The sequence below is a fragment of the Mesorhizobium sp. M00.F.Ca.ET.216.01.1.1 genome (assembly GCF_004010325.2).
Taxonomy (GTDB): Bacteria; Pseudomonadota; Alphaproteobacteria; order Rhizobiales; family Rhizobiaceae; genus Mesorhizobium.
Genome location: NZ_SADR02000008.1, coordinates 15,472 through 38,515, shown reverse-complemented (window position 1 = coordinate 38,515; position 23,044 = coordinate 15,472). Strand labels below are relative to the sequence as shown.

The following is a 23,044-nucleotide window of genomic DNA, read 5'->3' as shown; positions in this document are numbered from 1 at the left end:
TTGCCGACGCGGCCGAGACCCCGCTTGCGCAAGCTCTTGGCCGCGTGGTTGATCTCGCTGCTGTCCTCGATCAGCAAGACATGGCGGCCGGCCGCCGCTTCGGCCGTTCGGGCCGCCGCCGTGCGGATGATCTCTTGCTTGCTCACGGGGCGATTGCGAAACAGGCGCGTGAACGCAACCATTTCAGCGCGGGTGTCGGCCAGCCGGCGCATCCCCGCGCTGACGCGCGCAACCATGCGCTCCAGAACCATGCTCCCCTTTTTTGCAGGCGCAGGTCGCCGAAGTATCCAAGCAGCAAAGCCATCGTCGAAACCTCCAGAATCAACAACGGCAGCTACACAATCACATACGATTCTACCCCTTCAACCCCTTTTCGCAGCCGCCCACCTTCCCGCTTGACAGCCCCAAGACGCAAATGTGTGCGCACGCTAGCCCCTTGTGGGAGAAGGTGGCCGCGAAGCGGCCGGATGAGGGGTGTCCCAGGGAACACCAACGCCTCATTCCTTCCAACACCCCTCAACCGTCTCGGCGCTCCGCGCCGATCCACCTTCTCCCACAAGGGGAGAAGGAGAGAGCCCTCAACCCCCTTGCGGACCAACCGACTCAAGCGTTTTCGGCGTTGTCAGCCTGCCGTGTCCTGACACGGCGTTGCCGGCATCGGGCGCCAACCGCATGAACGACAGCGATGCCGCCGCCGACACCGCTGCCACGATGAAGAACGCAATATGGAAATCGCTCAGCGTCAGCGGACCGCCATGGATCTTCGTCGACACCTCCAGAATGCCGCCGGCCAGCGCCACGCCAAGCGCGATCGCCAATTGCTGGAACACCGCTGTGATCGGCGTCGCTTTGCTGGTGTCGGCGGCCGAAACCTCGGCATAGGCAAGCGCGTTGATGCCGGTGAAGAACATCGAGCGGATGAAGCCGCCGGCCAAGAGCATGGCGAGGATCAGCGCATAGGGCGTCTCTGGCGTGAACAAGCCGTTGACGGCTATCGTCGCTGCCGCGACCAGTGAGCCGAAGATCAGTACGCGGCGAAACCCGACGATCCGGAAGATCAGCGCGGTGACGAATTTCATGCCGATGGCGCCGACCGCCGAGACGAAGGTGATCATGCCGGACTGGAACGGTGTCAGCCCGAAGCCGATCTGGAACATCAGCGGCAACAGGAAGGGCACCGCGCCGATGCCGATGCGGAACAGGCCGCCGCCGAGCACGGAGGACCGGAACACCCGGTTGCGGAACAGCTCGAGCGCCAGCAGCGGATTTTTAGCACGGCGCGCGTGCAAGAGGTAAAGCACGGCTGCCACCAGCCCCACGGCCACGGTGATGAAACCGGCAATCGGTGGCAGCGCCGGCAGGCTCACCACAGACAGGCCGAACACGATGCCGGACGCCGCCAGGCCACTCAGCACGAAGCCGATGAAATCGAGCGGCGGCATCTCGGCCGATTCTGTCTCCGGCAGGAAGCGTGTGGCCAGCCAAATACCGATCAGCCCGATCGGCACATTGATCAGGAAGATCCAGTGCCAGGTGAAATAGGTGGTGATGAAACCGCCGACCGGCGGGCCGACGAGCGGACCGACCAGGGCCGGAACCGTCAGCCAGGACATGGCGGCGACAAGCTCGTTCTTGGGTGTGGCGCGCACCAGCACCAGGCGTCCCACCGGCGTCATCATGGCACCGCCTATGCCTTGCAGGAAGCGTGAAACGACGAAAGCCGGCAGCGAATCGGAAACGGCGCAAGCGACCGAACCGGCGATGAAAACAGCGATCGCGGCGCGAAAGATATTCTTGGCGCCGAAGCGGTCGGCCATCCAGCCGCTGATCGGAATGAAGATCGCCAGCGACACCAGATAAGCGGTCAGCGCCAGCTTGAGCGCGATAGGGCTGGTATGGATGTCGACGGCGATCGCCGGCAGCGATGTCGCGATGACGGTCGAATCCATGTTTTCCATGAAAAGTGCGACCGCCAGGATAAGCGGAATGGTGCGGTTCACGATGGGCGTCCGGGAATTCGAATGTTCACCGCCGACCGGGGGCAAGCCGACAGGCACGGCGGTTACCACGCTTTGGCCCGGATGTCGCATTAACTCGCTGTCACATTTCTGCGACCGCAACCATTGGTAGCGTCTTTTCGGGCGAAACGTCGCCTTATCCGTCGCGTGCAATCATCGGCTTTTCATCTGCGGCGGGACGTGTTACGAGCCAGCGCCAATCCTGAAAGGGAAGATACGAGTCGGCGCTGTCCATCCAGGCCAGCGCCTTTCCTGCATTCCGAGGGCTGGCAATGGCAAAGATCATCGAAACGTCCACCGGCGCGCTGGCGCTGACCTTTGACGACGTGCTGCTTCAGCCCGGTCACTCCGAGGTCATGCCTGGCGAGACCGACATCCGCACCCGCATCGCCGGCGACATCGACCTCAACGTGCCGATCCTCTCCGCCGCCATGGATACCGTCACCGAAGCCAGGCTCGCCATCGCCATGGCCCAGGCTGGCGGCATCGGCGTCATCCATCGCAATTTTTCGCCGGCCGAACAGGCCGAGCAGGTGCGGCAGGTGAAGAAGTTCGAATCCGGCATGGTGGTGAACCCCGTCACCATCGGCCCCGACGCCACGCTCGCCGACGCGCTGGCGCTGATGCGCACCTACAGCATCTCGGGCATTCCGGTGGTCGAAAACGGCGGCAGCGGCGGGCATACGGTCGGACGGTTGGTCGGCATCCTGACCAATCGTGACGTGCGTTTCGCCTCCGATCCGGCGCAGAAGGTCTACGAACTGATGACCCGCGAGAGCCTGATCACGGTCAAGGAGAACGTCGACCAGGAGGAGGCCAAGCGGCTGCTGCACCAGCATCGCATCGAAAAGCTGTTGGTGGTCGACAAATCGGGCAATTGCGTCGGGCTGATCACTGTCAAGGACATCGAGAAAGCGCAGCTCAATCCGCACGCCACCAAGGATGCGCAGGGACGCCTGCGCGCCGCCGCCGCCACCAGTGTCGGCGATGACGGCTTCGAGCGCGCCGAGCGCCTCATCGATGCCGGCGTCGACCTTCTGGTGGTCGACACCGCGCATGGCCACTCGCAACGCGTGCTCGACGCGGTGAGGCGAGCCAAGAAACTCTCCAACTCGGTGCGCATCCTGGCCGGCAACGTCGCCACCGCCGAAGGCGCGCAGGCGCTGATCGATGCCGGCGCCGACGCCGTCAAGGTCGGCATCGGCCCAGGTTCCATCTGCACCACCCGCATCGTTGCTGGCGTCGGCGTGCCGCAGCTCTCGGCGATCATGTCGGCGGTCGAGACGGCGCAGAAGTCGGGTGTCTCGGTCATTGCCGATGGCGGCATCAAATATTCGGGCGACCTCGCCAAGGCGCTCGCCGCCGGCGCCAGCGCCGCCATGATCGGCTCGCTGCTGGCCGGAACCGATGAGAGCCCCGGCGAGGTCTATCTGCACCAGGGCCGCTCCTTCAAGGCCTATCGCGGCATGGGTTCGGTCGGTGCCATGGCCCGCGGCTCCGCCGACCGCTACTTCCAGGCCGAGGTGCGCGACACGCTGAAACTGGTCCCGGAAGGCATCGAAGGGCAGGTTCCCTACAAAGGACCTGTGTCCGGCGTGCTGCACCAGCTTGCAGGCGGCCTGAAAGCCGCTATGGGTTATGTCGGCGGTCGCGACCTTGCCGACTTCCGTGAGCGCGCCACCTTTGTGCGCATATCAAACGCCGGACTTCGTGAAAGCCACGCCCATGACGTCACGATTACCCGCGAAAGCCCGAATTATCCTGGCGGAATTTGATCAGCATGCCTTCGGGCGAAATCTGACTGCAATGATCCTGCGGCTGTCGCGCCACGCTGCCGCGCTCTGCACTGCAACCCTGACGGTGTTCATCGTCATGACGGTGCTGGAGTTCATCTATTTCCGCCAGTTGAGCGGCGGACTGTCGTCGCTCGACTGGCGCTTTGCCGGCTTCACCCCGGACGAGGGTATGGCCTGGCTGACGGCGCTTGGGCGGCGCGGCAGCGAGATCATCCTGGTCTGGCATTATCTGACCTTCGACCTCGTGTTCCCGGCGCTGCTGTCGGTGACCATGGTCAGCCTGATCATTGCCACCGGGCGGCGGCTGAGGAATTTCCGGGCAATGTCGGCGCAGGTCCAGTCCGCCTTCGCGCTGGCGCTGGTGCTGCCCTACACGCTTGCCGACTATGCGCAGAATTTCGCGGTGGCGCGGCTGTTGTCCGATTTTCTGACGGCCAATCCGGATTCGCTGGCCTTCGCCTCGGCGCTGACCGTCACCAAATTCGCGCTGCTGGCGATACCCGTGACCGTTATTGCGGCTTTCCATCTGGCAGGTCAGCGGCGTCGCGTGTAGAAGTAGCGGGGCATCCATGAACCAGACCGCGATCTTCTGGCCCATGCTGGCGCAGGTGCTTCTGGTCTATATCGTCTACGTCGTTATGGGCCGGCGCCGGTTCGCCGCGGTCAAATCGGGCGAAGCCAAGGTCGGCCAGTTCAAAACGCGTTCGACCGAGCCGGCCTCCAGCGTCACCGTCGCCAACAATCTGAGCAACCAGTTCGAGCTGCCGGTGCTTTTCTATGCGCTGTGCCTGGCGCTGCACGCCGCCAGCAGCGTCAACTATCTGACCATTGCCTTGATGTGGATCTTTGTCGTTTCGCGCTACGTCCATGCCTGGATCCACCTGACCAGCAACCGGCTGTTGCTGCGCAACCGCTCGTTTGTGCTCGGCCTTGTGGTGCTCGGGCTTGGCTGGATCTGGCTGGCGCTGCACCTGCTCGAGATAGTCTGAGACTACAGGTCGAACAACGCGATCTTGCGCTTGTCGAACTTGATCCCGATCTCGCCGCGCACCAGCTTGAGCGCGGCTTCGCCGAATACCACGCGCCGCCAGCCTTGCAGTGCCGGCACGTCGGCGGCCTCGCCCTCCGCCGCGATGCGGTCGATGTCGTCGCTGGAGGCAAGCACCTTCGAGGCGACGCCTTCTTTTTCGGCGACAATCCGCAAAAGCACCTTCAGCAATTCCGCAGCGGCGCTGGCGCCCTCCGGCGGCTGGAAGCTCTTCGGCAGCTTCGGCATCTCTTCCCTTGGCAAGGCAAGGGCGGCATTCACCGCGCCAAGCAGTGCTGTTGCCGTCGACGATCGCTCCCAGCCTTTCGGCGTGGTGCGCAGCCTGCCCAGCGTCATCACGTCGCGCGGCGCCTGCTGCGCGATCTCGTAGATGGCATCGTCCTTGAGTACCCGGCCGCGCGGCACGTCGCGCTCGCGTGCCTCGCGTTCGCGCCAGGCGGCAACGGCTTGCACGATCGCCAGCTCCTGCGGCTTGCGCAGCCGCATCTTCAGCCGCTTCCAGGCATCCTCGGGATGCGGATCGTAGGTGTCGCGCGAAGTCAGCACCTCCATTTCCTCGTTCAGCCAGTGGGCGCGGTTTTCCCGCACCAACTCGGCGCTGAGGTGCTGGTAGACCTCGATCAGATGGGTGACGTCGGCAAGCGCGTAGTCGAGCTGCTTGTCGGAGAGCGGCCGGTGGCGCCAGTCGGTGAAACGCGAGGATTTATCGAGCCGCGCGCCGGTGATGCGCTGCACCAGCTGGTCGTAGGAGACGCTATCGCCGAAGCCGCAGACCATCGCTGCCACCTGGGTGTCGAACACCGGATGCGGCACCAGGTCGCCGAGATGCATGATGATTTCGATGTCCTGGCGCGCCGCATGGAAGACTTTGACGATCGCCTCGTTGGCCATCAGCCTGAAGAACGGCTTCAGGTCGATATCGGGCGACAGCGGATCGATCAGCGCCGTCACGCCGGGCGCCGCCATCTGAATCAGGCAGAGAATCGGCCAGAAGGTCGTTTCGCGGATGAATTCGGTATCGACGGTGACGAAGTCCGACTTTTCGAACGCAGCGACAACGGTCTCGAGTTCATTCTGGGTGGTGATGACGTGCATCAAATCGCTTTTGGCAACGGGTAAGGTTCTCTCTTTCAATTTCAGCCGCGCGGGCTTTCGTCAAGCCGCTGTGCCTTGATCGGTACCTCCACGGGCACCTCGGCATCACCGCTGCGCCTGGCCAGCCGCGCGAAAATCGTCGACGTGCGCAAAAGCGCGATAAAACGGCTGCGCTTGCCCGCCGGCACACCGGAGCGCACCTGCATCCGGTAGAGGATGACGACGATAAAGATCGCGTAGACCATGGCGCTGAACACGAACAGCGCGCCTGGCCCGAAATATTGCATCGCCGTCGAGGCGGCGAACGGGCCGCCGATGGCGCCGAAGGAATAGAACAGCATCAGGGCCGCGTTGATCAGGACGAACTCGCCCTTGTCGGCGCGGTCGTTGGAATGCGCCGCCGATAGCGAGTAGAGCGGCATGGCGAAGCAGCCGAAGATGAAGACGGTGACGAAGTTGAGGAACGGGTCGCCGCCCGCGAGGAACACCAGCGCCAGCGCGGCCAGCATCGCGCAGCACGTCGTCATCAGCAGCACGGAGCGCCGGTCCCAGCGGTCGGAGAGGTAGCCGAGCGGGTACTGGATGATGGCGCCGCCGAAGATGCCGACGCTGACGAAGGTAACGACGTCAGCGACAGACATGCCGATCTGCTCGGCATAGACCGGCGACAGCGTGCGGAAGGCGCTGTTGGTGACGCCGACGGCGATGCAGCCGAAGCAGCCGAGTGGCGAGATCCGCCAGACCCGCGCCAGGTCGAGCTTGACGTCTTCCGGCGGCGTCGGGTTGGAGCGGTCGCCGAGCGAAACCGGCACCAGGGACACGGTGATCATCATCGACATGATGGCGAAGATGGTGAAACCGCCGGCGCCGAAGATCGGGATCAGGAACTGCGCGCCTGTCACCGAACCGATGTCGACCATGCGGTAGATGGCTAGCACCCGCGCGCGGTCGGTGTTGGTGACCCCGGAATTGAGCCAGCTTTCCATGATCGTGAACAGGCCGGCGAAGCAGAACCCGCCGGCAAAGCGGATCGCGCACCACATCACCGGATCGATGACCAGCACCAGAAGCAGTGTGCCGGCGGCGGCAATCGCCGCCAGCGCCGAAAAGGCGCGCACATGGCCGACGGCCTTCATGATGTGGGTGACGGCGAGGCAGCCGAGCAGGAAGCCGGCAAAATAGAACGTGCCCATCAGGCCGATGATCGAGGCGGAAAATCCCTCCTGGGCGCCGCGCAGCGCGATCAGCGTGCTCTGCAGGCCGTTGCCGCCAAGCAGGATGCCGGCGGCGATAAGGAGCGGGATTAGCGGGCGGATGGAGGACATGAAGAAGGCAATCGCTTTTCGTAGGTCCTTATTGAACCATCGCCTTCGCCAATGCCAGCGGCAATTCCCGGCAAATTATATGGAGGATACGTCCAGATCCTCGTGGAAAGTCCATACACTTATAAAGGTACCGTCGTTTAGATTCTTGCTATAGATGGTCAGGATTACATGTTGCCGTTGATCATCGCGCGGGACCAACCGGCCGGTGATGAGGCGAAAACCGTCGGAATTTACACCAAAGCCAAATTGTTGCTCCAGGTTTATCCGGTCGTAGTCGATTATCAGCCGCGAGCCATCGAACTGCTCCCGCATCGATTGGTCGTTCGCAAAATCACCGTCTGAAAGTGCTTTGAAGCGATCCCAGTCGTTGATGCGAGCTGCCTCAAGCAGCTTGACGATGCGGCTGCACTCTTGGGGCGTCATATGCAGCTTCCGCTGAAGGTTTTCCATACACATATCTCGTTTGCCGCAAGCCTAACGCTGTTGGCGGGTAGCCGCCATCCGTTGCGCGGTCGAAGTACTAACTGAGATGCGCGTCACGGGCCGCTTGCCTTGACAAAGCCGGCCTCTCATGCGCTTTTCGCGCAAATTTTCGAGCCGGGCCGACATGCTTCGGCCGCAACCCAAAATCCGGACTTTACGAATGACAATGCATCGTTACCGCAGCCATACCTGTGCCCAGTTGAGAAAGAGCGACGTCAGCGCTTCCGTTCGCCTGTCGGGCTGGGTCCATCGCGTGCGCGACCATGGCGGCCTGCTGTTCATCGACATGCGCGACCACTACGGCCTGACCCAGATCGTCGCCGATCCGGATTCTCCGGCCTTCAAGATCGCCGAGACCGTGCGCGGTGAGTGGGTCATCCGCGTCGATGGCGAGGTCAAGGCGCGCCTGCCGGAGACGGTCAACCCGAACCTGCCGACCGGCGAGATCGAGATTTTCGCGCGCGAGATCGAGGTGCTGTCGGCGGCGAAGGAGTTGCCGCTGCCGGTGTTCGGCGAGCCGGACTATCCGGAGGACATCCGTCTCAAATACCGCTTCCTCGACCTGCGCCGCGACACGCTGCACAAGAACATCGTGGCGCGCACCAGGATCATCGCCGAAATGCGCAGGCGCATGGGCGAAGTCGGGTTCACCGAATTCTCGACGCCGATCCTGACCGCTTCGTCGCCGGAAGGGGCACGCGACTTCCTGGTGCCGTCGCGCATCCATCCCGGCAATTTCTACGCTCTGCCGCAGGCGCCGCAGATATACAAGCAGCTGATCATGGTTTCGGGCTTCGACCGCTACTTCCAGATCGCGCCGTGTTTCCGCGACGAGGATCCGCGCGCCGACCGCCTGCCCGGCGAATTCTACCAGCTCGATGTGGAAATGAGCTTCGTCGAGCAGGACGATGTGCTGTCGACCATGGAACCGGTGATGCGCGGCGTGTTCGAGACCTTTGCCGCCGGCAAGCCGGTGACGCAGGAGTTTCCGCGCATCGCCTATGATGTCGCCATGCGCAAATATGGCACCGACAAGCCGGACCTGCGCAACCCGATCGAGATGCAGGCCGTCTCCGATCATTTCCGCGATTCCGGTTTCAAGGTGTTCGCCAACATCCTCGCCAACGATCCGAAGGCCGAGGTCTGGGCAATCCCGGCCAGGACCGGCGGTTCACGTGCTTTCTGCGACCGCATGAATTCGTGGGCGCAGGGCGAGGGCCAGCCTGGCCTCGGCTACATCTTCTGGCGCAAGGAGGGCGAAAAGCTCGAAGGCGCCGGGCCGTTGGCCAAGAACATCGGCGAGGAGCGCACCGAGGCGATCCGCCTTCAGCTCGGCCTTGCCGATGGCGACGCCGCCTTCTTCGTCGCCGGCGACCCGAAGAAGTTCGTCTCCTTCGCGGGCGCCGCGCGCACTCGCGCCGGCGAGGAGCTGAACCTCGTCGATCGCGATCGTTTCGACCTGTGCTGGATCATCGACTTCCCGTTCTACGAGTGGAACGAGGACGAGAAGCGCATCGATTTCGGCCACAACCCGTTCTCGATGCCGCAGGGCGGCATCGACGCCTTGAACAGCGAGGATCCGCTCGGCATCAAGGCCTTCCAGTACGATCTGGTCTGCAACGGTTTCGAGATCGCCTCAGGCGGCATCCGCAACCATCTGCCCGAAACCATGGTCAAGGCGTTCGAGCTCGTCGGTCTGGATCGTGAAACGATCGAGGCGCGGTTCGGTGGCCTCTACCGCGCCTTCCAGTATGGCGCGCCGCCGCATGGCGGCATGGCGGCCGGCATCGACCGCGTCGTCATGCTCCTCGTCGGCGCCAGGAACTTACGCGAGGTGACGATGTTCCCGATGAACCAGCAGGCCTACGACCTGTTGATGAACGCACCGTCGGAGGCCACCCCGCAGCAGCTTCGCGAACTGTCGCTGCGCGTCGCGGTGGCCAAGAAAGAGGTTTAAAAACCTCGCGCAAGCGATTCTATCGATTGACGAAAAAGCCCGGCATCGCTGCCGGGCTTTTTCATGTCTTGACGCCGCTTCGATCAGTCTTCGTTCGCCTTGACCGTCACGCCGAGCGTCTTCGGCAGGTCGAGCGGGTTCGCCATCGCGCCGGCCATGATTAGTGCGAACGGCACCGCTGCTGGCGGCTCGGCCGAGATCTCGAGGCTTTGCGGATCGTCGAGATATTTGCTGACTGCAGCCGTCACTTCGGCCGTCAGTTCGGGATTGTTGAGCTGCGCCATGCCGAACGGCACGATCGCCTTGGCCTGGTTGGCGATGTCCTTGCCGGACATGCCTTGCTGTTTGCCGACATAATCCAGCACCTTGTTGGTCAGCGAATCGTCGTCGAAGCGGATCGAGGCGCCGCTGAACGAAAGCTGCTGCATCAGGCCGAGCATGGCCATGCCTTGCGCCGAGTTGTCGGCGCCTTCGGGCTGCGCGCCCAGCTTCTTCTGCATCTCCTGCAGCGACTTGATGAAATCCAGCGTGTAGCCGCCGAGATCGAAGGTCATGCCGAAGGTGCCGGCATTATCGACGGAGATGTCGTATTTCGACAGTTCCATCTTGCCGTCGCTGGGCTGCCAGGTACCGGCCAACGCGAAATTGCCGGATATGTTCTGGTAGCCGAGCGCGTCGATGACCTCCTTGGACTTGGGGTCGTCGACCAGCGCCAGGTCGGCATTGAATTTTTCCGTGGTGCCGGAAAACTCCATCGCCTTGCCCTCTGCCGGCGGGGTGATTTCGATGGCAAGCCCGTCCATCGAGAATGCCGTCTTGTCGGCGACCTTGACAGTCATGTTGGAGAGTTCGGCCGACTTGTACATCATCAGCGAACCGACCGGGCCGGTGGCGCCTTCGGCCGGAACCGTCATGTCATGGATGACGAAGGGGCTGAGATCGAGTGTGACGCCATCCTGGCTGCGTTCGAACGCCGAGGTCGTCACTGTTGCGATCTGATAGCCGCCATTGGCCTCGGTCACGCCTTCGAGTTTGACGTCGCCAATCGGCAGCGTTTCCTTTTCGGCAGCGGGTTTGACGGCCACACCCTGCAGCACCATGCTCGAGTTGTCGCCGGTCACTCCGGTCCAGGAGATTTCGACACCCTGGGCGGCAAGCGCTGCCTTCAGCCGGTCGGCAACTGCCGTATCCTGTGCAAAGGCCGCGTTCAGCGGCAGCGTCATCAAAAAGGTTGAAAAAGCGAATCTGTGGAGAGTCGAGCGTTGGATTGTCATCGCGAGTTCCCTGAGAGGTCCTGAAAATTGTTTTTCATTCTTTGCGCCATCACCATTCCGTGACGAACTGGACGGGAAAAAGGCGTTGCCCGAACAATGGTCGAAAATCGCGGCGAAAGGCAAATCCGATCGGAAGTCTTTGTGTCATGCGGTGAATTTGTCATGAAGATCGGGTTTCTGCACGTCGTACTTTGCCTTAGGGGCAGCATGTAACTAGCCGATGTTGGCCGATGCGGCAAAGCTTCCAATTCTTGTTGCAGAAGGAGCGGCATCTTCGCGGGGGAGGGCCGGCGCCTCTTGCCGCGAATCACCCGCTCGGTTAGTCCAGCCGCATGGGAAAAAGGCTTTTGCCGCCTCAGGATGGTGGTGGCGATAACATCGAACCGGTCGATCTGAAGAAGGCGCTGGAAGAGCGCTATCTTGCCTACGCACTGTCGACCATCATGCACCGGGCGTTGCCGGATGTGCGGGACGGCCTGAAGCCGGTCCATCGCCGCATCATGCATGCCATGCGGCTGTTGCGGCTCAACCCTGACCAGGGCTTTGCCAAATGCGCCCGCATCGTCGGCGAGGTGATGGGCAAGTTCCATCCGCACGGCGACCAGTCGATCTACGATGCACTGGTACGGCTGGCGCAGGATTTCTCGATGCGCTACCCGCTGGTCGACGGCCAGGGCAATTTCGGCAATATCGACGGCGATAACGCCGCCGCCATGCGCTACACCGAAGCACGCATGACCGACGTGGCGACCGAGTTGCTCTCCGGCATCACCGAGGATGCCGTCGACTACCGGCCGACCTACAATGAGGAGGATGAGGAACCGGTCGTGCTGCCCGGCGCCTTTCCGAACCTGCTCGCCAACGGCTCGTCCGGTATCGCCGTCGGCATGGCGACCTCGATCCCGCCGCACAACGCCGCCGAGCTTTGCGACGCCGCCCTTCACCTGATCGAGCATCCGGATGCGCCGGTGACGACGCTGATGGACTTCGTGCAAGGCCCGGATTTTCCGACCGGCGGCATCATCATCGACAGCCGCGCCTCGATCCTCGAAGCCTACGAGACCGGCCGCGGTGGTTTTCGCGTCAGGGCGAAATGGGGCCAGGAGGACCAAGGCAGGGGCACCTGGAGCATCGTCGTCACCGAAATCCCCTATGGCGTCCAGAAGGCCCGGCTGATCGAAAAGATCGCCGAGCTTTTGATGGCGCGCAAGCTGCCGCTGCTCGAAGACATCCGCGACGAAAGCGCCGAGGACATCCGTGTCGTGCTGGTGCCGAAGAGCCGTTCAGTCGATCCCGGCATCCTGATGGAATCGCTGTTCAGGCTGACCGAGCTCGAAAGCCGTTTCCCGCTCAACATGAACGTCCTGTCGCGCGGCAAGGTGCCGAACGTCTTGTCGCTGAAGGGCGTGCTCAAGGAATGGCTGGAGCACCGCCGCGACGTGCTGGTCCGCCGCTCCAGGCATCGCCTCGCCGAGATCGAACGGCGGCTGGAGATCCTTGCCGGCTACTTGATCGCCTACCTCAACATCGACGAGGTGATCAAGATAATCCGCGAGGAGGACGAGCCCAAGCAGGTGATGATGGCCCGCTGGTCGCTCACCGACAACCAGGCCGAAGCCATCCTCAACATGCGGCTGCGCGCCTTGCGCAAGCTCGAGGAATTCGAGATCCGCAAGGAGTTCGACGGCCTCACCACCGAGAAGACGCAGATCGAGGCGCTGCTCGCGTCCAATGCCAGGCAATGGTCGACGATCAAGTGGGAAGTCTCCAGCATCCGTGAGAAATTCGGGCCGGAGACCGAGCTCGGCAAGCGCCGCACCCAGTTCGCCGACGCACCCGAACATGACCTGACCGACATCGCCCATGCCATGATCGAGCGCGAGCCGGTCACTGTGGTGGTCTCGGAAAAGGGCTGGCTGAGGGCGATGAAGGGTCACCTAACCGACCATTCGGCTCTGACCTTCAAGGAGGGCGACAGCCTTAAGCTCGCCTTCCACGCCCAGACCACCGACAAGGTGCTGGTCTTCACCACCGGCGGCAAGTTCTACACGATCGGCGCTGACCGGCTGCCCGGCGGGCGCGGCCATGGCGAACCGATCCGCATCATCGTCGACATGGACAACGACCAGGACATCGTCACCGCCTTCGTCCATGATCCGAAGCGCAAGCTGCTCCTGGTTTCGCACGACGCCAACGGCTTTATCGTGCCGGAAGAAGAGGTCGTCGCCAACACGCGCAAGGGCAAGCAGGTAATGAACGTCAAGGCACTCGACGAAGCCCAGCGCTGCGTGCCGGTCACCGGCGACCATCTCGCCATTGTCGGCGAGAACCGCAAGATGCTGGTCTTTCCGCTGGCCGAGATCCCGGAGATGGGGCGCGGCAAGGGCGTTCGCCTGCAGAAATACAAGGATGGTGGCGTCCTTGACCTCAAGACCTTCACGCTCGAAAGCGGCCTGTCCTGGCAGGATTCGGCCGACCGCACCTTCGTCAAATCGCGCGAGGAGCTGGCCGAATGGGTCGGCGCCCGCGCGTCTGCTGGACGCATGGTGCCGAAGGGATTCCCGAGGACGGGGAAGTTCGGGTAGCGGCAAAGCTGCCAATCTCCCCCCGAGGGGCCCCGAGGGGGGAGATTGGCAGCTTCACTGTCCATCACCATTTGGCTTGCCGTCACGATTGCTGCACTATGATCGTGCACAGCGACGTGGGCGACGCCGTCGGCATCGCCGGGGCCGGGGAGATATGGACGTTTGAAGCAGGCTGAAATCCAGAAACCGCAACGGCAGCAGCGCCTGTTCGGTCTGTCGACGCCGCTCAGGGCCGCGGTCATCCCGCCGCTGTCGGCGGCGCGCTGGCTGCTGGTGCTGATTGTCGCCGCCGGCGTCTATTTCTTCCACGGCTTCCTGTTCCCGGTGCTGGCCGCGCTCGTCATCGCCTTCGCCAGCTGGCCGCTCTATCGGCGGCTGCTCGCCGGCGTTGGCGGCAACCGCACCATCGCCGCGACATTGGCGATCCTGTTCATCCTTACCTTCCTGGTGGTGCCGATCGCACTCGCCGGGACCTACGCCATCAACGAGCTTCGCGAATGGGTCGGCTGGGCGATCGAGACCAATCGGCACGGCGCGGTGACGCCGCACTGGATCGCCACCATGCCCGTGATCGGCGAATGGCTGAACGAACAGTGGACGACCAATCTCGGCCATCCCGGCGGCATCGGCGAACTGATCCAGCTGGTCAGCGGCGCCAATATCGGCAGCATCTATCGCGGCGCGCTGGCCGCCGGCGGCAGCGCCTTCGGCCTTGTGCTGACGCTGCTGTTCATGATGATCGCACTGTTCTTCGCCTATCGCGACGGCGAGGCCTTTGCGGCGCAGGTCGACCGCTTGGGCGAGCGCATCCTGCCGACACGGTGGGAGCGGATCTCACGCGTGGTGCCGGCGACGATCTCCTCGACGGTGACCGGCATGACCGTGATCGCCATCGGCGAGGGGCTGGTGCTGGGCGTTGCCTACTGGCTGGCTGGCGTGCCGTCACCGGTGACGCTCGGCGCGTTGACCGGTGTGATGGCGCTGATCCCTGGCGGCGCGCCGCTGTCTTTTACGCTGGTGTCGATCTACCTCGCCGCCAGCGGTTCGCCGATGGCCGGGCTGGCGCTGTTCATCTGGGGTGCGGTGGAACTCTTCATCGTCGACAAGACTTTGCGCCCGAAGCTGGTCGGCGGGCCGATAAAGCTGCCCTTCCTGCCGACCTTTTTCGGCCTGATCGGCGGCGTCAAGACCATGGGCTTTCTCGGCCTGTTCATTGGTCCGGTGCTGATGGCGCTGCTGGTCGCAATCTGGCGCGAGTGGCTGCGCGAGGTGGAACTGGCCGACGAACTTGCGCCCGCGGCAGGCCCCGAGCTGGAGGATGGCCCGCCGCAGATCGAAGTTGTCGCCGAGCGCGGCGCGTCCAAGAAGTCTCAGGCCGGGTGACTGACGGCAAGCGTGGCGCGGCGCTTGCGCCCCTCATGCAACTGCCACAGCGAATGGGCGACCAGCGTGACGATCAGGATCGCGCCGCCAATCAGGCTGTTGCGCGATGGCGTTTCGGCGAAGATCATCCACACCCAGACCGGCGCCAGCACGGTTTCCAACAGGTAGAACATCGCCACCTCCGGTCCGGAAATGTATTTCGGCCCGTTGGCGAGGCAGAAGAACGAGATTGGCATGATGATGGCGCCGTTGAAGATGATCCACCACGGCGCGTTCACCTGGAACCCGGCCCTTGAGACCATGAACGCCGCGACGGCAAACGGCAGGATGACGCCGACCAGCGCGGTGAAACCCATGTCCTTGCCGCTGGCACGCGAGATGGTGATGGCCGAGGCGATCAGCAACGCCGAGCATAGCGCCATCAGGTCGCCGAACAGATGCCCGGTGCCGACCGAATCGCCGACGATGATCGCGACGCCGACGATCATCAGCGCGAGTGCGGCGAGCGTAAGCGGCCTCGGCCTCTCCCTCAGGAACAGCCACGACAGCAGGGCCGAAAACATGGTGGTGAAGGCCAGGATGAAAACGAGGTTGGCGGTCGAGGTGTTGAAGACGCCAGTGACGAAAGCGATCGAGCCGAGCCCGTAGATGGTGGCGACGACGAGTCCCGACCAGCCGGGGATGAGCTGCGGTGCGTTCCTGTTCAGCGAACGCCAAACGGCCCAGATGATCAGTGACGCGACGAAGGTGGTGCCGGTGCGCAGCAGCAGGATCGTCCATGCGCCGCCGTCGGCGAGCCGGATCAATGGAATGTCGACGGTCAGCGTCAGCCCGCCGATGGCGGTGACGAGAAGGCCCTTCTGGTGGTCGGTGTGGGAAGACATGCGGCAATTCTCGCAATGAATTCGGAAGCAGGCGTCAGGCCGGCGCGATCGCGCACTCTCCCGCAAAACAGCGGAAAGACCAGCGTCCTCTTCCTTGAAAAAGTTCAGGGTTCAGTTTCGGAGAAACTATTCAGCGCGAAACCGCTTCGTGGTCGTAGCGTTCCCAGCCTTTCGGGCCGAGATGCTCCTGCGGCATGAAGCGCATCTTATAGTTCATCTTGCGCGAGCCGTTGACCCAGTAGCCGAGATAGACATGGGGCAGGCCCATCGCCTTGGCGCGAGCGATGTGGTCAAGGATCATGAAGGTGCCGAGCGAGCGATCCTCGAAACCGGGATTGAAGTAGGAGTAGACCATCGACAATCCGTCGGCCATCTTGTCGGTGAGCGCTACCGCGATCAGCTCGCCCTGGCCCTTGCCAGTGATGAAGGTGTCGGGGCCGCGGCGCCGGTATTCGATGATCTTGGTGTCGACATGGGTGTCCTCGACCATCATGGCATAGTCGAGCACCGTCATGTCGGACATGCCGCCACGGCGGTGGCGGGCGTCGAGATAGGCGCGGAACAGCGAATACTGCTCGGTCGACGGCTGCGCGTCGTGCATGGCGCCGACGAGGTCGGAATTGCGCTGGACCACCCGTCTCATGTTGCGGCTGGCGCTGAATTCTTGGGCCAGGATACGCACCGAAACACAGGCGCGACAGGTTTCGCATGCTGGCCGGTAGGCGATGTTCTGCGAACGCCGGAAACCGCCTTGCGTCAGGAGGTCGTTCATCTCGGGTGCCTTGTCGCCGACCAGGTGCGTGAACACCTTGCGCTCGAACTGGCCCTCAAGATACGGGCACGGCGACGGCGCGGTCAGGAAGAACTGCGGCGACTGGGTCGGGTGCTGCGTCATCGAAGCCTGGAAACACTCCTGTGAATCACTCTACCTTTGGCTCGGCCAGCGAAAAATTCAACAGGATTGTGTAAGCGTTGTCGACCGGACGCCTTCATATTTGCGCACAAGCGGCTGCGGCGACTCGCAAAAAGCTGTTTCACCGATCGCTGCGGCTGACCACCGTGCCGAGCAGCAGGTCATGCAGCGTGCGCTTGCGGTCGGAAAACAGGCTCACCAGGAGAATCAGCGGCGTCAGGATGACGTTGCCGGCCCAGAACAGCACCGAATGCACGACGGCGGTCAGCCCGTCGATTCGGGTACCGTCGAGGCGGTCGAGCCGGATGCCCATCATCTTCATGCCTGTCGTGGCCTGGTCGGCACTGCCAAGCGTGTTCCAGATGTAGAGGATCGCCACCGCCGGCACGAGGATGGAAAACAACATCCAGCCGAGGCCGAGCGTCAACAGCCCGAGGAAAAACACCAGGATCGCAAACGGAATGGTGAGCAGCGCGACGATGCAATAGTCGATGACGAAGGCCAGTACGCGCCGCGTACGCACGCCTTGGTAGGCGCGCATGTCATCGAGCCTGCTGGTGATGATTTCGCCATCAAGTACGCGCGCGCTCATGTCATGTCCTTGTAATTGGGCCCGACGTAGGGTGCGGGCTCAGTGCTTTTGAAATGGTGAGGCCTGCGGCGGAATCAAGATCGAGACCTTTCGCTGGCATGATGATGAAGTCGTGCCCGGCACCGTCTGAACCGGTTGAATTCGCGGCGCGGATAGCGTTAGCTTGCTGCGGCGCAGCAACGAGCGCCAGGGGGCGGGCGATATGGACTACGACATGCTGGTCATCGGCAGCGGGCCATCCGGGCGCCGCGCCGCCGTGCAGTCGGCCAAGCTCGGCAAATCGGTGCTGGTGGTCGACAGGGGCCGGCGTCTCGGCGGCGTCTCCGTGCACACCGGCACCATCCCGTCGAAGACACTGCGCGAGACGGTGCTCAACCTCTCTGGTTGGCGCGAGCGTGGTTTCTACGGGCGCGGCTACCGCGTCAAGCAGGACATTTCTGTCGGCGATCTGGTCGAGCGCCTGCACAAGACGCTCGACCACGAGGTCGAGGTGCTGCAGCACCAGTTCATGCGCAACACGGTCAAGAGTTTACGCGCCGCGGTAAAGTTCCTCGGCCCCAACAAGGTCAGCCTGACCACCGATACCGGCGACTACAGCGAGGTCGGCTTTGCGAATGCGCTGATCGCGGTCGGCACACGGCCGCACCGGCCGCGCGACGTACCTTTCGACAAGACCCGCGTCTTCGACAGCGACGAGATGCTGGAGCTCGACCGCCTGCCACGCACGCTGACGGTGATCGGCGCCGGCGTCATCGGCGTCGAGTACGCGACGATCTTTTCGGCACTCGACGTGCCGGTGACGCTGGTCGAACCGCGCAACACCATCCTCGACTTCGTCGACCGCGAGATCGTCGATGATTTCATCCATCAGATGCGCGACCGCGGCATGACGATCCGGCTGGGCAGCACGGTCAAGGAGATCGCCTCGAAGCCCGACTACGCGGAGGTGACGCTTGCCGACGGCCGCACCATACGCTCCGAGATCGTGCTCTATGCCGCCGGCCGCACCGGCGATGTCGGCAGCCTCGGCCTCGACGCAGTCGGCATCGAGGCCGACTCCAGGGGCCGCATCAAGGTCGACCCGCAAACCTTCCAGACCAGCGCGCCGAACATCTATGCCGCAGGCGACGTCATCGGCTTCCCGAGCCTTGCCTCCACCTCGATGGAGCAGGGCAGGGTGGCCGCCTGCCATGCCTTCGGCGTGCCCTTGCCGCCGCCGCCGGAGACCTTTCCCTACGGCATCTATGCCGTGCCGGAAATCTCCACCGTCGGCCAGTCCGAGGAACAGGTGCGCGAGAGCGGCGCCGCCTACGAGGTCGGCGTGGCGCGGTTCCGCGAGACGTCGCGTGGCCACATCATGGGCGTCAACACCGGCTTCCTGAAGCTTCTGTTCTCGATCGAAACGCGCCGCCTGCTCGGCGCCCATATCGTCGGCGAGGGCGCGACAGAACTCATTCACATCGGCCAGGCGGTGATCAATCTCGGCGGCACCGTCGATTTTTTTGTCAACAACACCTTCAACTATCCGACGCTGGCCGAAGCCTACAAGATCGCCGGACTGGATGCCTGGAACAGGATGGGGCGGGGATAAAACCCCTTATCGATCCGCTTGTGCGACTGAAGCGGTCGGGCCGGCCAGCCATTGCCTGACGGCCTCAGCGTCCCGGTCGCCGATTTCATGGCCGGAGGCAATGGTCCGCGCGTCGACCTCGGCGCCCTGCCGGTTGAGCAGTGTGACAAGCGCCGGCGCGAAAGGCGCGTAGGTCAGGTCGGCGGCGCCGGCGACGATCAGCCCCCGCGTCTTGGATAAGTCGGTCGGCGGCACATCGTCGAGCACCGGCATCGGTCGCAGCAATGCCGCGCGCTCGACAACGCCCGGATGCAGTAGCATCACGCTCGAAACCAGATTGGCGCCATTCGAATAACCGAGGAAAATCGTGTGGGAGAGATCGAGGCCGTGGCGCTTCGCGACTTCGGGGATGAAGTCGGAGAAAGCGGCTGCCTCGCTGCGGATGCTCGTCTGTTCGAAGCGCGTCGGCGTAATCCGCGCAAACCAGCGGAAGCCGTCCTCCTGGGCAATTCGGCCGCGCACCGCCACCAGAGCCGCGCGCGGCGCGATTTGCCGTCCCAGCGGAACCAGAGTTGTCTCGTCGACGCCGGATCCATGAAGCAGGAAAACGCATTCGCCGGTCGAATTGGCGGGCCTGTAGAAGCGGTAGAAAAATGCCAGATCACGCCGCAAGGCGCCGTCTTCCAAGCTTTCTTCCGCCATGATCGCATCCTTTTGATTTCGCGATATTATTGTTCATTTGCCGGCTTCAAAACGTAATATTTTCAAGCTCCGCGAAAGTTGATCGAACCAGGCGCATTTCAGTCCGTTTCTTCGCCGATATGCTCCTGCGGGAGGAATCAGAAGCAGTGCGCCGGGCGGGCGTATTGCCAAGGCATGAATAACCAGCTTTGAGGCCTTTTATCGATGACCATGCCAGCTTCGCCGGAGCGCGACACGCGCATCGACGTGTTCCGGGCTTTCGCCCTCCTGACCATATATGTCGACCACGTCCCGGGCACCGTTTACGAGTACCTGACCTACAAGAATTTCGGCTTTTCGGATGCTGCGGAAGCTTTCGTGCTGATCTCCGGCATGGCTGTCGCTCTCGCCTATGGCGGGAAATTCCAGTCTGGCGGGCGACTGCTGGCGACGCTGAAAATGTGGCGGCGAGCCGGCGTGCTCTATGTCGCCCATATCGTCACGACCATGGCGGTGATGGGCATGTTCTGCGCGGCGGCGGTGTTCGCCAGGAGGCCGGAGCTGCTGAAGCTGATCAACATAGAACCGTTGATGAAGAACACGCCGGAAGTGCTGGTCGGCATCGTCACGCTCGGCCATCAGCTCGGCTACAACAATATCCTGCCGGTCTATGCGGTGCTGCTGCTAATGGCGCCGGCTTTCCTGCTGTTCGTCAGTTACAGCCCTTTGCCGGCACTCATCCTGTCCGGTGCCCTATGGCTTGTCGCCGGGATCTGGCAGATCGCTCCGCCGAACTACCCCGAGCCGGGCTTCTGGTTCCTCAACCCGCTGTCCTGGCAGTTCCTGTTCAACATTGGCCTGGCGGCCACGCTGCATGTCAGGCGCGGCGGCAGCATTCCGGTCAATCGCTGGCTGGTCGGCGCGGCAGCGGCCTATGTCGCGACGGCGCTCGTCTGGGTGCACAGCCCGCTCTGGGGCCACGTGTCGTGGCTGGATCTTCCGGTGGTGCTGACCGGCTTCGACAAGACGTTCCTGTCGCTGCCGAGGCTGCTGCACATCCTGGCGGTGAGCTACCTGATCGTCGCCTTTCCGGCCGTCTCCAACCTGTTCCGCACCAGCCGCGATAACCCGCTGGCGATCCTCGGCAAGCGCTCGCTGCCGGTTTTCATCGCCGGCACGGTGATCGCGATGGTGGCGCAGGTGATGAAGCTGATCAATCCGGGCGGCCTTGCCTATGACAGCCTGCTGATTGCCGCCGGCATGGCCATGCAGTTCGCGCTTGCCTTCTATCTCGAGTGGCTGTCCACCATCGGCGGGTCCGGCAGGAAGCCGGCCCGCAGCGAGGCGGCGCCGGTGCGCGCAGCCTTCAGCGGGCAGCCGGTGACGGCAAGAGCCAATCACTGAAGCAGAACGTCGGGTTCAAGCCTTGGCTGGCCCGGTGGAGGCTCTGACCAGAAGCTCCACGCCCAGCGTCTCGCGCCGCACCGCGCCGTCGAAATCGAGGATCATGTGCGCCGCGCGGCGGCCGATCTCGGTGATCGGCTGGGCGATCGTGGTCAGCGGCGGGTCGCAAAGGGCTGCGTCCGGCACGCCGTCGAAGCCGATGACGGAGACATCGCCGGGAACCGCCAGACCCCGCGCGGTCAGCCATTCGATCGCGATCATCGCCATGCGGTCCGACATCGCCAGGATGGCGGTGGGCGGCTCGCCGCCTGCGAAGATCGCCTCGAGGCCAGCCCTGGTGCTGGCCGCTTCGTTCTCGGTCTCGAAGACCGGGATCTTCGTCGTATCCACGCCGAAGCGGGACAATTCCTCGAAATAGCCGGCAAGACGGTCGCGCGTTCCGGTGTAGATCGCCGAGCGGACTTCTTCCGGCGTCACAAAGCCAGTGCGGTCCTCGCCGAGGGTCAGCGACAGCACGGCGAAACGGCGATGACCGAGCTCGGCGAGATGGCGCGCCGCGAGCCGCCCGCCGGCGACGTTGTCGACGCCGATCGCCGAGATGGTCTCATCGTGGAAGCCGAGTTCCAGCGCCACGAAGGGGAGCTTGCGTTCGCGCGTCAATTCGACGAGGCGCGAGCCGCCTTCGATGCAGAACAGGATGAAGCCGTCGACCAGCGCACTCTGGATGTTCCAGGCAAGCTTCTCCTGGTTGCCGGCCGAGACGAGCGCTATTCCCGCGCCGGTGGCGTCGCATGCCTCGGAGATGCCGGACATCATGACGCGGGCAAAGGGGTCGTCGAAAAAATAGGAGAGAGGCTCGGTGGTGGCGACGCCGATCGCATTGACCTTGCCGGCGCGCAGCAGCCGGCCCTTGGGATCGGGTCCGGCATAACCCATCGCCTCCGCCACCGCCTTGACCCGCTCGCGGACTTCCTGACGCACGATCTCCGGACGGCTGAAGACATTGGAGGCGGTGCCGTGTGAAACACCGGCAGCCTTGGCGATGTCGGCCAGCCTGACGGGTCTTGTGTTACCTTCGGTGAGTGACGCCATTCTGCTTGCCTCCGGGCTCTCATTTAGCACTTTCGTTGGATCGATTCAAATATTTGCTTGACATCTGTATGCCATGGTATATTTTTGAATCGATCCAACTGCATTGCCAGCAACTGATTGGATCGGTTCAAGAAGGAGGCATGCCATGCATCCCGTCAATTACCTGTTTGAAGACATCTACCGCAACGACTGGAGCATCTCGTCGAGCGTTGCGACCTGGAAGCGCCGCGGCAAGACCGGTCCGTGGGCTCGCGATCTGCATTTCCTCGTCGAGCGCAAGCGGAGCTGATCGGCAAGGTATTTTTTGTGCCTGTCGATTGGATCGATTCAATTCTTATTAGGAGGCAGCCCATGCATCCCGTCAGCTATCTGTTCGAAGACATCTACCGCAACTATTGGGGCATCTCACCGGCCTCCCGCCGGCCAGAGCGGCTTCGCTTGACCAAACCGGCCGCGCGCAACCGCGACCTGCGGCCCGAACGCCGGTAGGACCAGCACCTGTAAGGCCAGCGCGGCTTGAGGCGGCAAGCGCCAAACCACCCCGATTGGTGCAGGAATACCGTCTCAGGAGCGCCGCTGGAACAAGGCAGAAACTGCGATCACCAGCCAGCCGGCGATGAGCAAGGTGCCGCCGATCGGCGCCGACATCGGGAAAAGCCGCGAGCCAAGGAAGTCCCGGGCGAGGAGGTCGCCCGAAAATAGCAGCAGCCCGACGAGAAGGATGAGGCTGCCGGCTCGCAAGCCCAGATTTCCGCCGCAGAGCCCGACGGCAACAAAGACCGGCGCATGCATGAGCAGGAAGGACGCGGCCGTGCCGACGAATGAACCGCCCAGATGCACCGCCGCGGCAGACAGCGCCACGCCCGCCGCGCCGCAGAGGCCGCCGGCGAAGGCAAGGATGCGGCCGCTGGTGCCTGCCGGGTGTTCGGCCGTGCTCATGCTCA

22 protein-coding genes are annotated in these 23,044 nt (G+C 63.2%); 10 read left to right on the top strand and 12 right to left on the bottom strand.

The genetic code is table 11. The features are described from left to right. Window positions 1–578: 578 nt before the first annotated feature. On the bottom strand, window positions 579–2,000 hold the full coding sequence (locus tag EN859_RS12515; RefSeq protein WP_127854405.1) for an MFS transporter: 1,422 nt from the start codon (window positions 1,998–2,000) through the stop codon (window positions 579–581). Window positions 2,001–2,154: 154 nt separating this feature from the next. Then, window positions 2,155–2,304 (bottom strand): hypothetical protein, encoded by a 150-nt coding sequence (locus EN859_RS38080; protein WP_189501898.1) that lies wholly within the window; start codon window positions 2,302–2,304, stop codon window positions 2,155–2,157. Here EN859_RS38080 and guaB point away from each other — a divergent pair. From guaB to EN859_RS12500, 3 genes are read left to right on the top strand one after another with little or no spacing between them, the layout of a single operon-like run. Next, complete coding sequence (gene guaB / locus EN859_RS12510; protein ID WP_127854404.1) at window positions 2,291–3,793, top strand: IMP dehydrogenase; 1,503 nt, start codon at window positions 2,291–2,293, stop codon at window positions 3,791–3,793. The genes EN859_RS38080 and guaB overlap by 14 nt on opposite strands. Window positions 3,794–3,824: 31 nt before the next feature. Then, window positions 3,825–4,367, top strand: coding sequence for a hypothetical protein (locus EN859_RS12505; RefSeq protein WP_189501896.1), 543 nt, complete (start codon window positions 3,825–3,827; stop codon window positions 4,365–4,367). 16 nt (window positions 4,368–4,383) lie between these two features. After that, on the top strand, window positions 4,384–4,803 hold the full coding sequence (locus tag EN859_RS12500; protein WP_127854402.1) for an MAPEG family protein: 420 nt from the start codon (window positions 4,384–4,386) through the stop codon (window positions 4,801–4,803). 2 nt (window positions 4,804–4,805) lie between these two features. Here the strand turns inward: EN859_RS12500 and rnd are convergent, their stop codons facing one another. From rnd to EN859_RS12485, 3 genes are all read right to left on the bottom strand, one after another. Continuing rightward, on the bottom strand, window positions 4,806–5,957 hold the full coding sequence (gene rnd / locus EN859_RS12495) for a ribonuclease D (RefSeq protein WP_127854401.1): 1,152 nt from the start codon (window positions 5,955–5,957) through the stop codon (window positions 4,806–4,808). Window positions 5,958–5,998: 41 nt separating this feature from the next. After that, on the bottom strand, window positions 5,999–7,282 hold the full coding sequence (locus tag EN859_RS12490; protein ID WP_127854400.1) for an MFS transporter: 1,284 nt from the start codon (window positions 7,280–7,282) through the stop codon (window positions 5,999–6,001). Between the two features lie 75 nt (window positions 7,283–7,357). Continuing rightward, window positions 7,358–7,732 (bottom strand): hypothetical protein, encoded by a 375-nt coding sequence (locus EN859_RS12485; RefSeq protein ID WP_127854399.1) that lies wholly within the window; start codon window positions 7,730–7,732, stop codon window positions 7,358–7,360. Between the two features lie 199 nt (window positions 7,733–7,931). Here EN859_RS12485 and aspS point away from each other — a divergent pair, with 199 nt between their 5' ends. Then, the gene (gene aspS, locus EN859_RS12480; RefSeq protein WP_189501935.1) at window positions 7,932–9,722 is read left to right on the top strand and encodes an aspartate--tRNA ligase; all 1,791 of its coding nucleotides are present in this window, start codon (window positions 7,932–7,934) and stop codon (window positions 9,720–9,722) included. An 83-nt stretch (window positions 9,723–9,805) separates the two neighbouring features. Here aspS and EN859_RS12475 read toward each other — a convergent pair whose 3' ends face one another. Then, complete coding sequence (locus EN859_RS12475) at window positions 9,806–10,996, bottom strand: hypothetical protein (RefSeq protein WP_127854397.1); 1,191 nt, start codon at window positions 10,994–10,996, stop codon at window positions 9,806–9,808. A gap of 332 nt (window positions 10,997–11,328) precedes the next feature. Between EN859_RS12475 and parC the strand changes: the two genes are divergently transcribed. Next, the gene (gene parC, locus EN859_RS12470) at window positions 11,329–13,581 is read left to right on the top strand and encodes a DNA topoisomerase IV subunit A (RefSeq protein WP_127854396.1); all 2,253 of its coding nucleotides are present in this window, start codon (window positions 11,329–11,331) and stop codon (window positions 13,579–13,581) included. 162 nt (window positions 13,582–13,743) lie between these two features. After that, window positions 13,744–14,964 carry an AI-2E family transporter gene (locus EN859_RS12465; RefSeq protein ID WP_127854395.1) on the top strand — a complete coding sequence of 407 codons (1,221 nt, stop codon included), beginning with the start codon at window positions 13,744–13,746 and terminating at the stop codon, window positions 14,962–14,964. Here EN859_RS12465 and EN859_RS12460 read toward each other — a convergent pair. The 3 genes from EN859_RS12460 to EN859_RS12450 form a co-directional block, all read right to left on the bottom strand. Further along, window positions 14,952–15,848: a DMT family transporter gene (locus EN859_RS12460; RefSeq protein ID WP_127854394.1), complete on the bottom strand. Its 897-nt coding sequence runs from the start codon at window positions 15,846–15,848 to the stop codon at window positions 14,952–14,954. The two genes, EN859_RS12465 and EN859_RS12460, sit on opposite strands and share 13 nt — an antisense overlap. Before the next feature lie 130 nt (window positions 15,849–15,978). Beyond that, window positions 15,979–16,743 (bottom strand): arginyltransferase, encoded by a 765-nt coding sequence (locus EN859_RS12455; RefSeq protein ID WP_127854393.1) that lies wholly within the window; start codon window positions 16,741–16,743, stop codon window positions 15,979–15,981. 139 nt (window positions 16,744–16,882) lie between these two features. Further along, window positions 16,883–17,353: an RDD family protein gene (locus EN859_RS12450; protein ID WP_127854392.1), complete on the bottom strand. Its 471-nt coding sequence runs from the start codon at window positions 17,351–17,353 to the stop codon at window positions 16,883–16,885. Between the two features lie 202 nt (window positions 17,354–17,555). On the opposite strand from EN859_RS12450, the gene sthA reads away from it, so the two are divergent. After that, a complete protein-coding gene (gene sthA / locus EN859_RS12445; RefSeq protein WP_127854541.1) occupies window positions 17,556–18,944 on the top strand; it encodes a Si-specific NAD(P)(+) transhydrogenase in 1,389 nt (462 codons plus the stop codon). 6 nt (window positions 18,945–18,950) lie between these two features. Here sthA and EN859_RS12440 read toward each other — a convergent pair whose 3' ends face one another. Further along, entirely contained in the window at window positions 18,951–19,625 is a 675-nt protein-coding gene (locus EN859_RS12440; protein ID WP_127854391.1) for an alpha/beta hydrolase, read from the bottom strand. Between the two features lie 204 nt (window positions 19,626–19,829). Here EN859_RS12440 and EN859_RS12435 point away from each other — a divergent pair, with 204 nt between their 5' ends. Further along, window positions 19,830–21,008, top strand: a complete 1,179-nt coding sequence (locus tag EN859_RS12435; protein WP_127854390.1) for an OpgC family protein — start codon at window positions 19,830–19,832, stop codon at window positions 21,006–21,008. 15 nt (window positions 21,009–21,023) lie between these two features. On the opposite strand, the gene EN859_RS12430 is transcribed toward EN859_RS12435, so the two are convergent. Continuing rightward, window positions 21,024–22,100, bottom strand: a complete 1,077-nt coding sequence (locus EN859_RS12430) for a LacI family DNA-binding transcriptional regulator (RefSeq protein ID WP_127854389.1) — start codon at window positions 22,098–22,100, stop codon at window positions 21,024–21,026. Between the two features lie 145 nt (window positions 22,101–22,245). Between EN859_RS12430 and EN859_RS12425 the strand changes: the two genes are divergently transcribed. Together EN859_RS12425 and EN859_RS12420 are read left to right on the top strand one after the other, a co-directional pair. Then, window positions 22,246–22,389, top strand: a complete 144-nt coding sequence (locus EN859_RS12425) for a hypothetical protein (RefSeq protein WP_127854388.1) — start codon at window positions 22,246–22,248, stop codon at window positions 22,387–22,389. A 62-nt stretch (window positions 22,390–22,451) separates the two neighbouring features. Next, window positions 22,452–22,589 (top strand): hypothetical protein, encoded by a 138-nt coding sequence (locus EN859_RS12420; RefSeq protein WP_127854387.1) that lies wholly within the window; start codon window positions 22,452–22,454, stop codon window positions 22,587–22,589. Between the two features lie 75 nt (window positions 22,590–22,664). On the opposite strand, the gene EN859_RS12415 is transcribed toward EN859_RS12420, so the two are convergent. Continuing rightward, window positions 22,665–23,039 (bottom strand): DUF423 domain-containing protein, encoded by a 375-nt coding sequence (locus EN859_RS12415; RefSeq protein ID WP_127854386.1) that lies wholly within the window; start codon window positions 23,037–23,039, stop codon window positions 22,665–22,667. Window positions 23,040–23,044 lie beyond the last annotated feature (5 nt).

Coding starts and splice junctions, on each gene's coding strand:
- guaB (WP_127854404.1), top strand. CDS start 2,291: ATGGCAAAGATCATCGAAACGTCCACCGGCGCGCTGGCGCTGACCTTT.
- EN859_RS38080 (WP_189501898.1), bottom strand. CDS start 2,304: ATGATCTTTGCCATTGCCAGCCCTCGGAATGCAGGAAAGGCGCTGGCC.
- EN859_RS12505 (WP_189501896.1), top strand. CDS start 3,825: ATGATCCTGCGGCTGTCGCGCCACGCTGCCGCGCTCTGCACTGCAACC.
- EN859_RS12500 (WP_127854402.1), top strand. CDS start 4,384: ATGAACCAGACCGCGATCTTCTGGCCCATGCTGGCGCAGGTGCTTCTG.
- rnd (WP_127854401.1), bottom strand. CDS start 5,957: ATGCACGTCATCACCACCCAGAATGAACTCGAGACCGTTGTCGCTGCG.
- EN859_RS12490 (WP_127854400.1), bottom strand. CDS start 7,282: ATGTCCTCCATCCGCCCGCTAATCCCGCTCCTTATCGCCGCCGGCATC.
- EN859_RS12485 (WP_127854399.1), bottom strand. CDS start 7,732: ATGGAAAACCTTCAGCGGAAGCTGCATATGACGCCCCAAGAGTGCAGC.
- aspS (WP_189501935.1), top strand. CDS start 7,932: ATGCATCGTTACCGCAGCCATACCTGTGCCCAGTTGAGAAAGAGCGAC.
- EN859_RS12475 (WP_127854397.1), bottom strand. CDS start 10,996: ATGACAATCCAACGCTCGACTCTCCACAGATTCGCTTTTTCAACCTTT.
- parC (WP_127854396.1), top strand. CDS start 11,329: ATGGGAAAAAGGCTTTTGCCGCCTCAGGATGGTGGTGGCGATAACATC.
- EN859_RS12460 (WP_127854394.1), bottom strand. CDS start 15,848: ATGTCTTCCCACACCGACCACCAGAAGGGCCTTCTCGTCACCGCCATC.
- EN859_RS12455 (WP_127854393.1), bottom strand. CDS start 16,743: ATGACGCAGCACCCGACCCAGTCGCCGCAGTTCTTCCTGACCGCGCCG.
- EN859_RS12450 (WP_127854392.1), bottom strand. CDS start 17,353: ATGAGCGCGCGCGTACTTGATGGCGAAATCATCACCAGCAGGCTCGAT.
- sthA (WP_127854541.1), top strand. CDS start 17,556: ATGGACTACGACATGCTGGTCATCGGCAGCGGGCCATCCGGGCGCCGC.
- EN859_RS12440 (WP_127854391.1), bottom strand. CDS start 19,625: ATGGCGGAAGAAAGCTTGGAAGACGGCGCCTTGCGGCGTGATCTGGCA.
- EN859_RS12435 (WP_127854390.1), top strand. CDS start 19,830: ATGACCATGCCAGCTTCGCCGGAGCGCGACACGCGCATCGACGTGTTC.
- EN859_RS12430 (WP_127854389.1), bottom strand. CDS start 22,100: ATGGCGTCACTCACCGAAGGTAACACAAGACCCGTCAGGCTGGCCGAC.
- EN859_RS12425 (WP_127854388.1), top strand. CDS start 22,246: ATGCATCCCGTCAATTACCTGTTTGAAGACATCTACCGCAACGACTGG.
- EN859_RS12420 (WP_127854387.1), top strand. CDS start 22,452: ATGCATCCCGTCAGCTATCTGTTCGAAGACATCTACCGCAACTATTGG.
- EN859_RS12415 (WP_127854386.1), bottom strand. CDS start 23,039: ATGAGCACGGCCGAACACCCGGCAGGCACCAGCGGCCGCATCCTTGCC.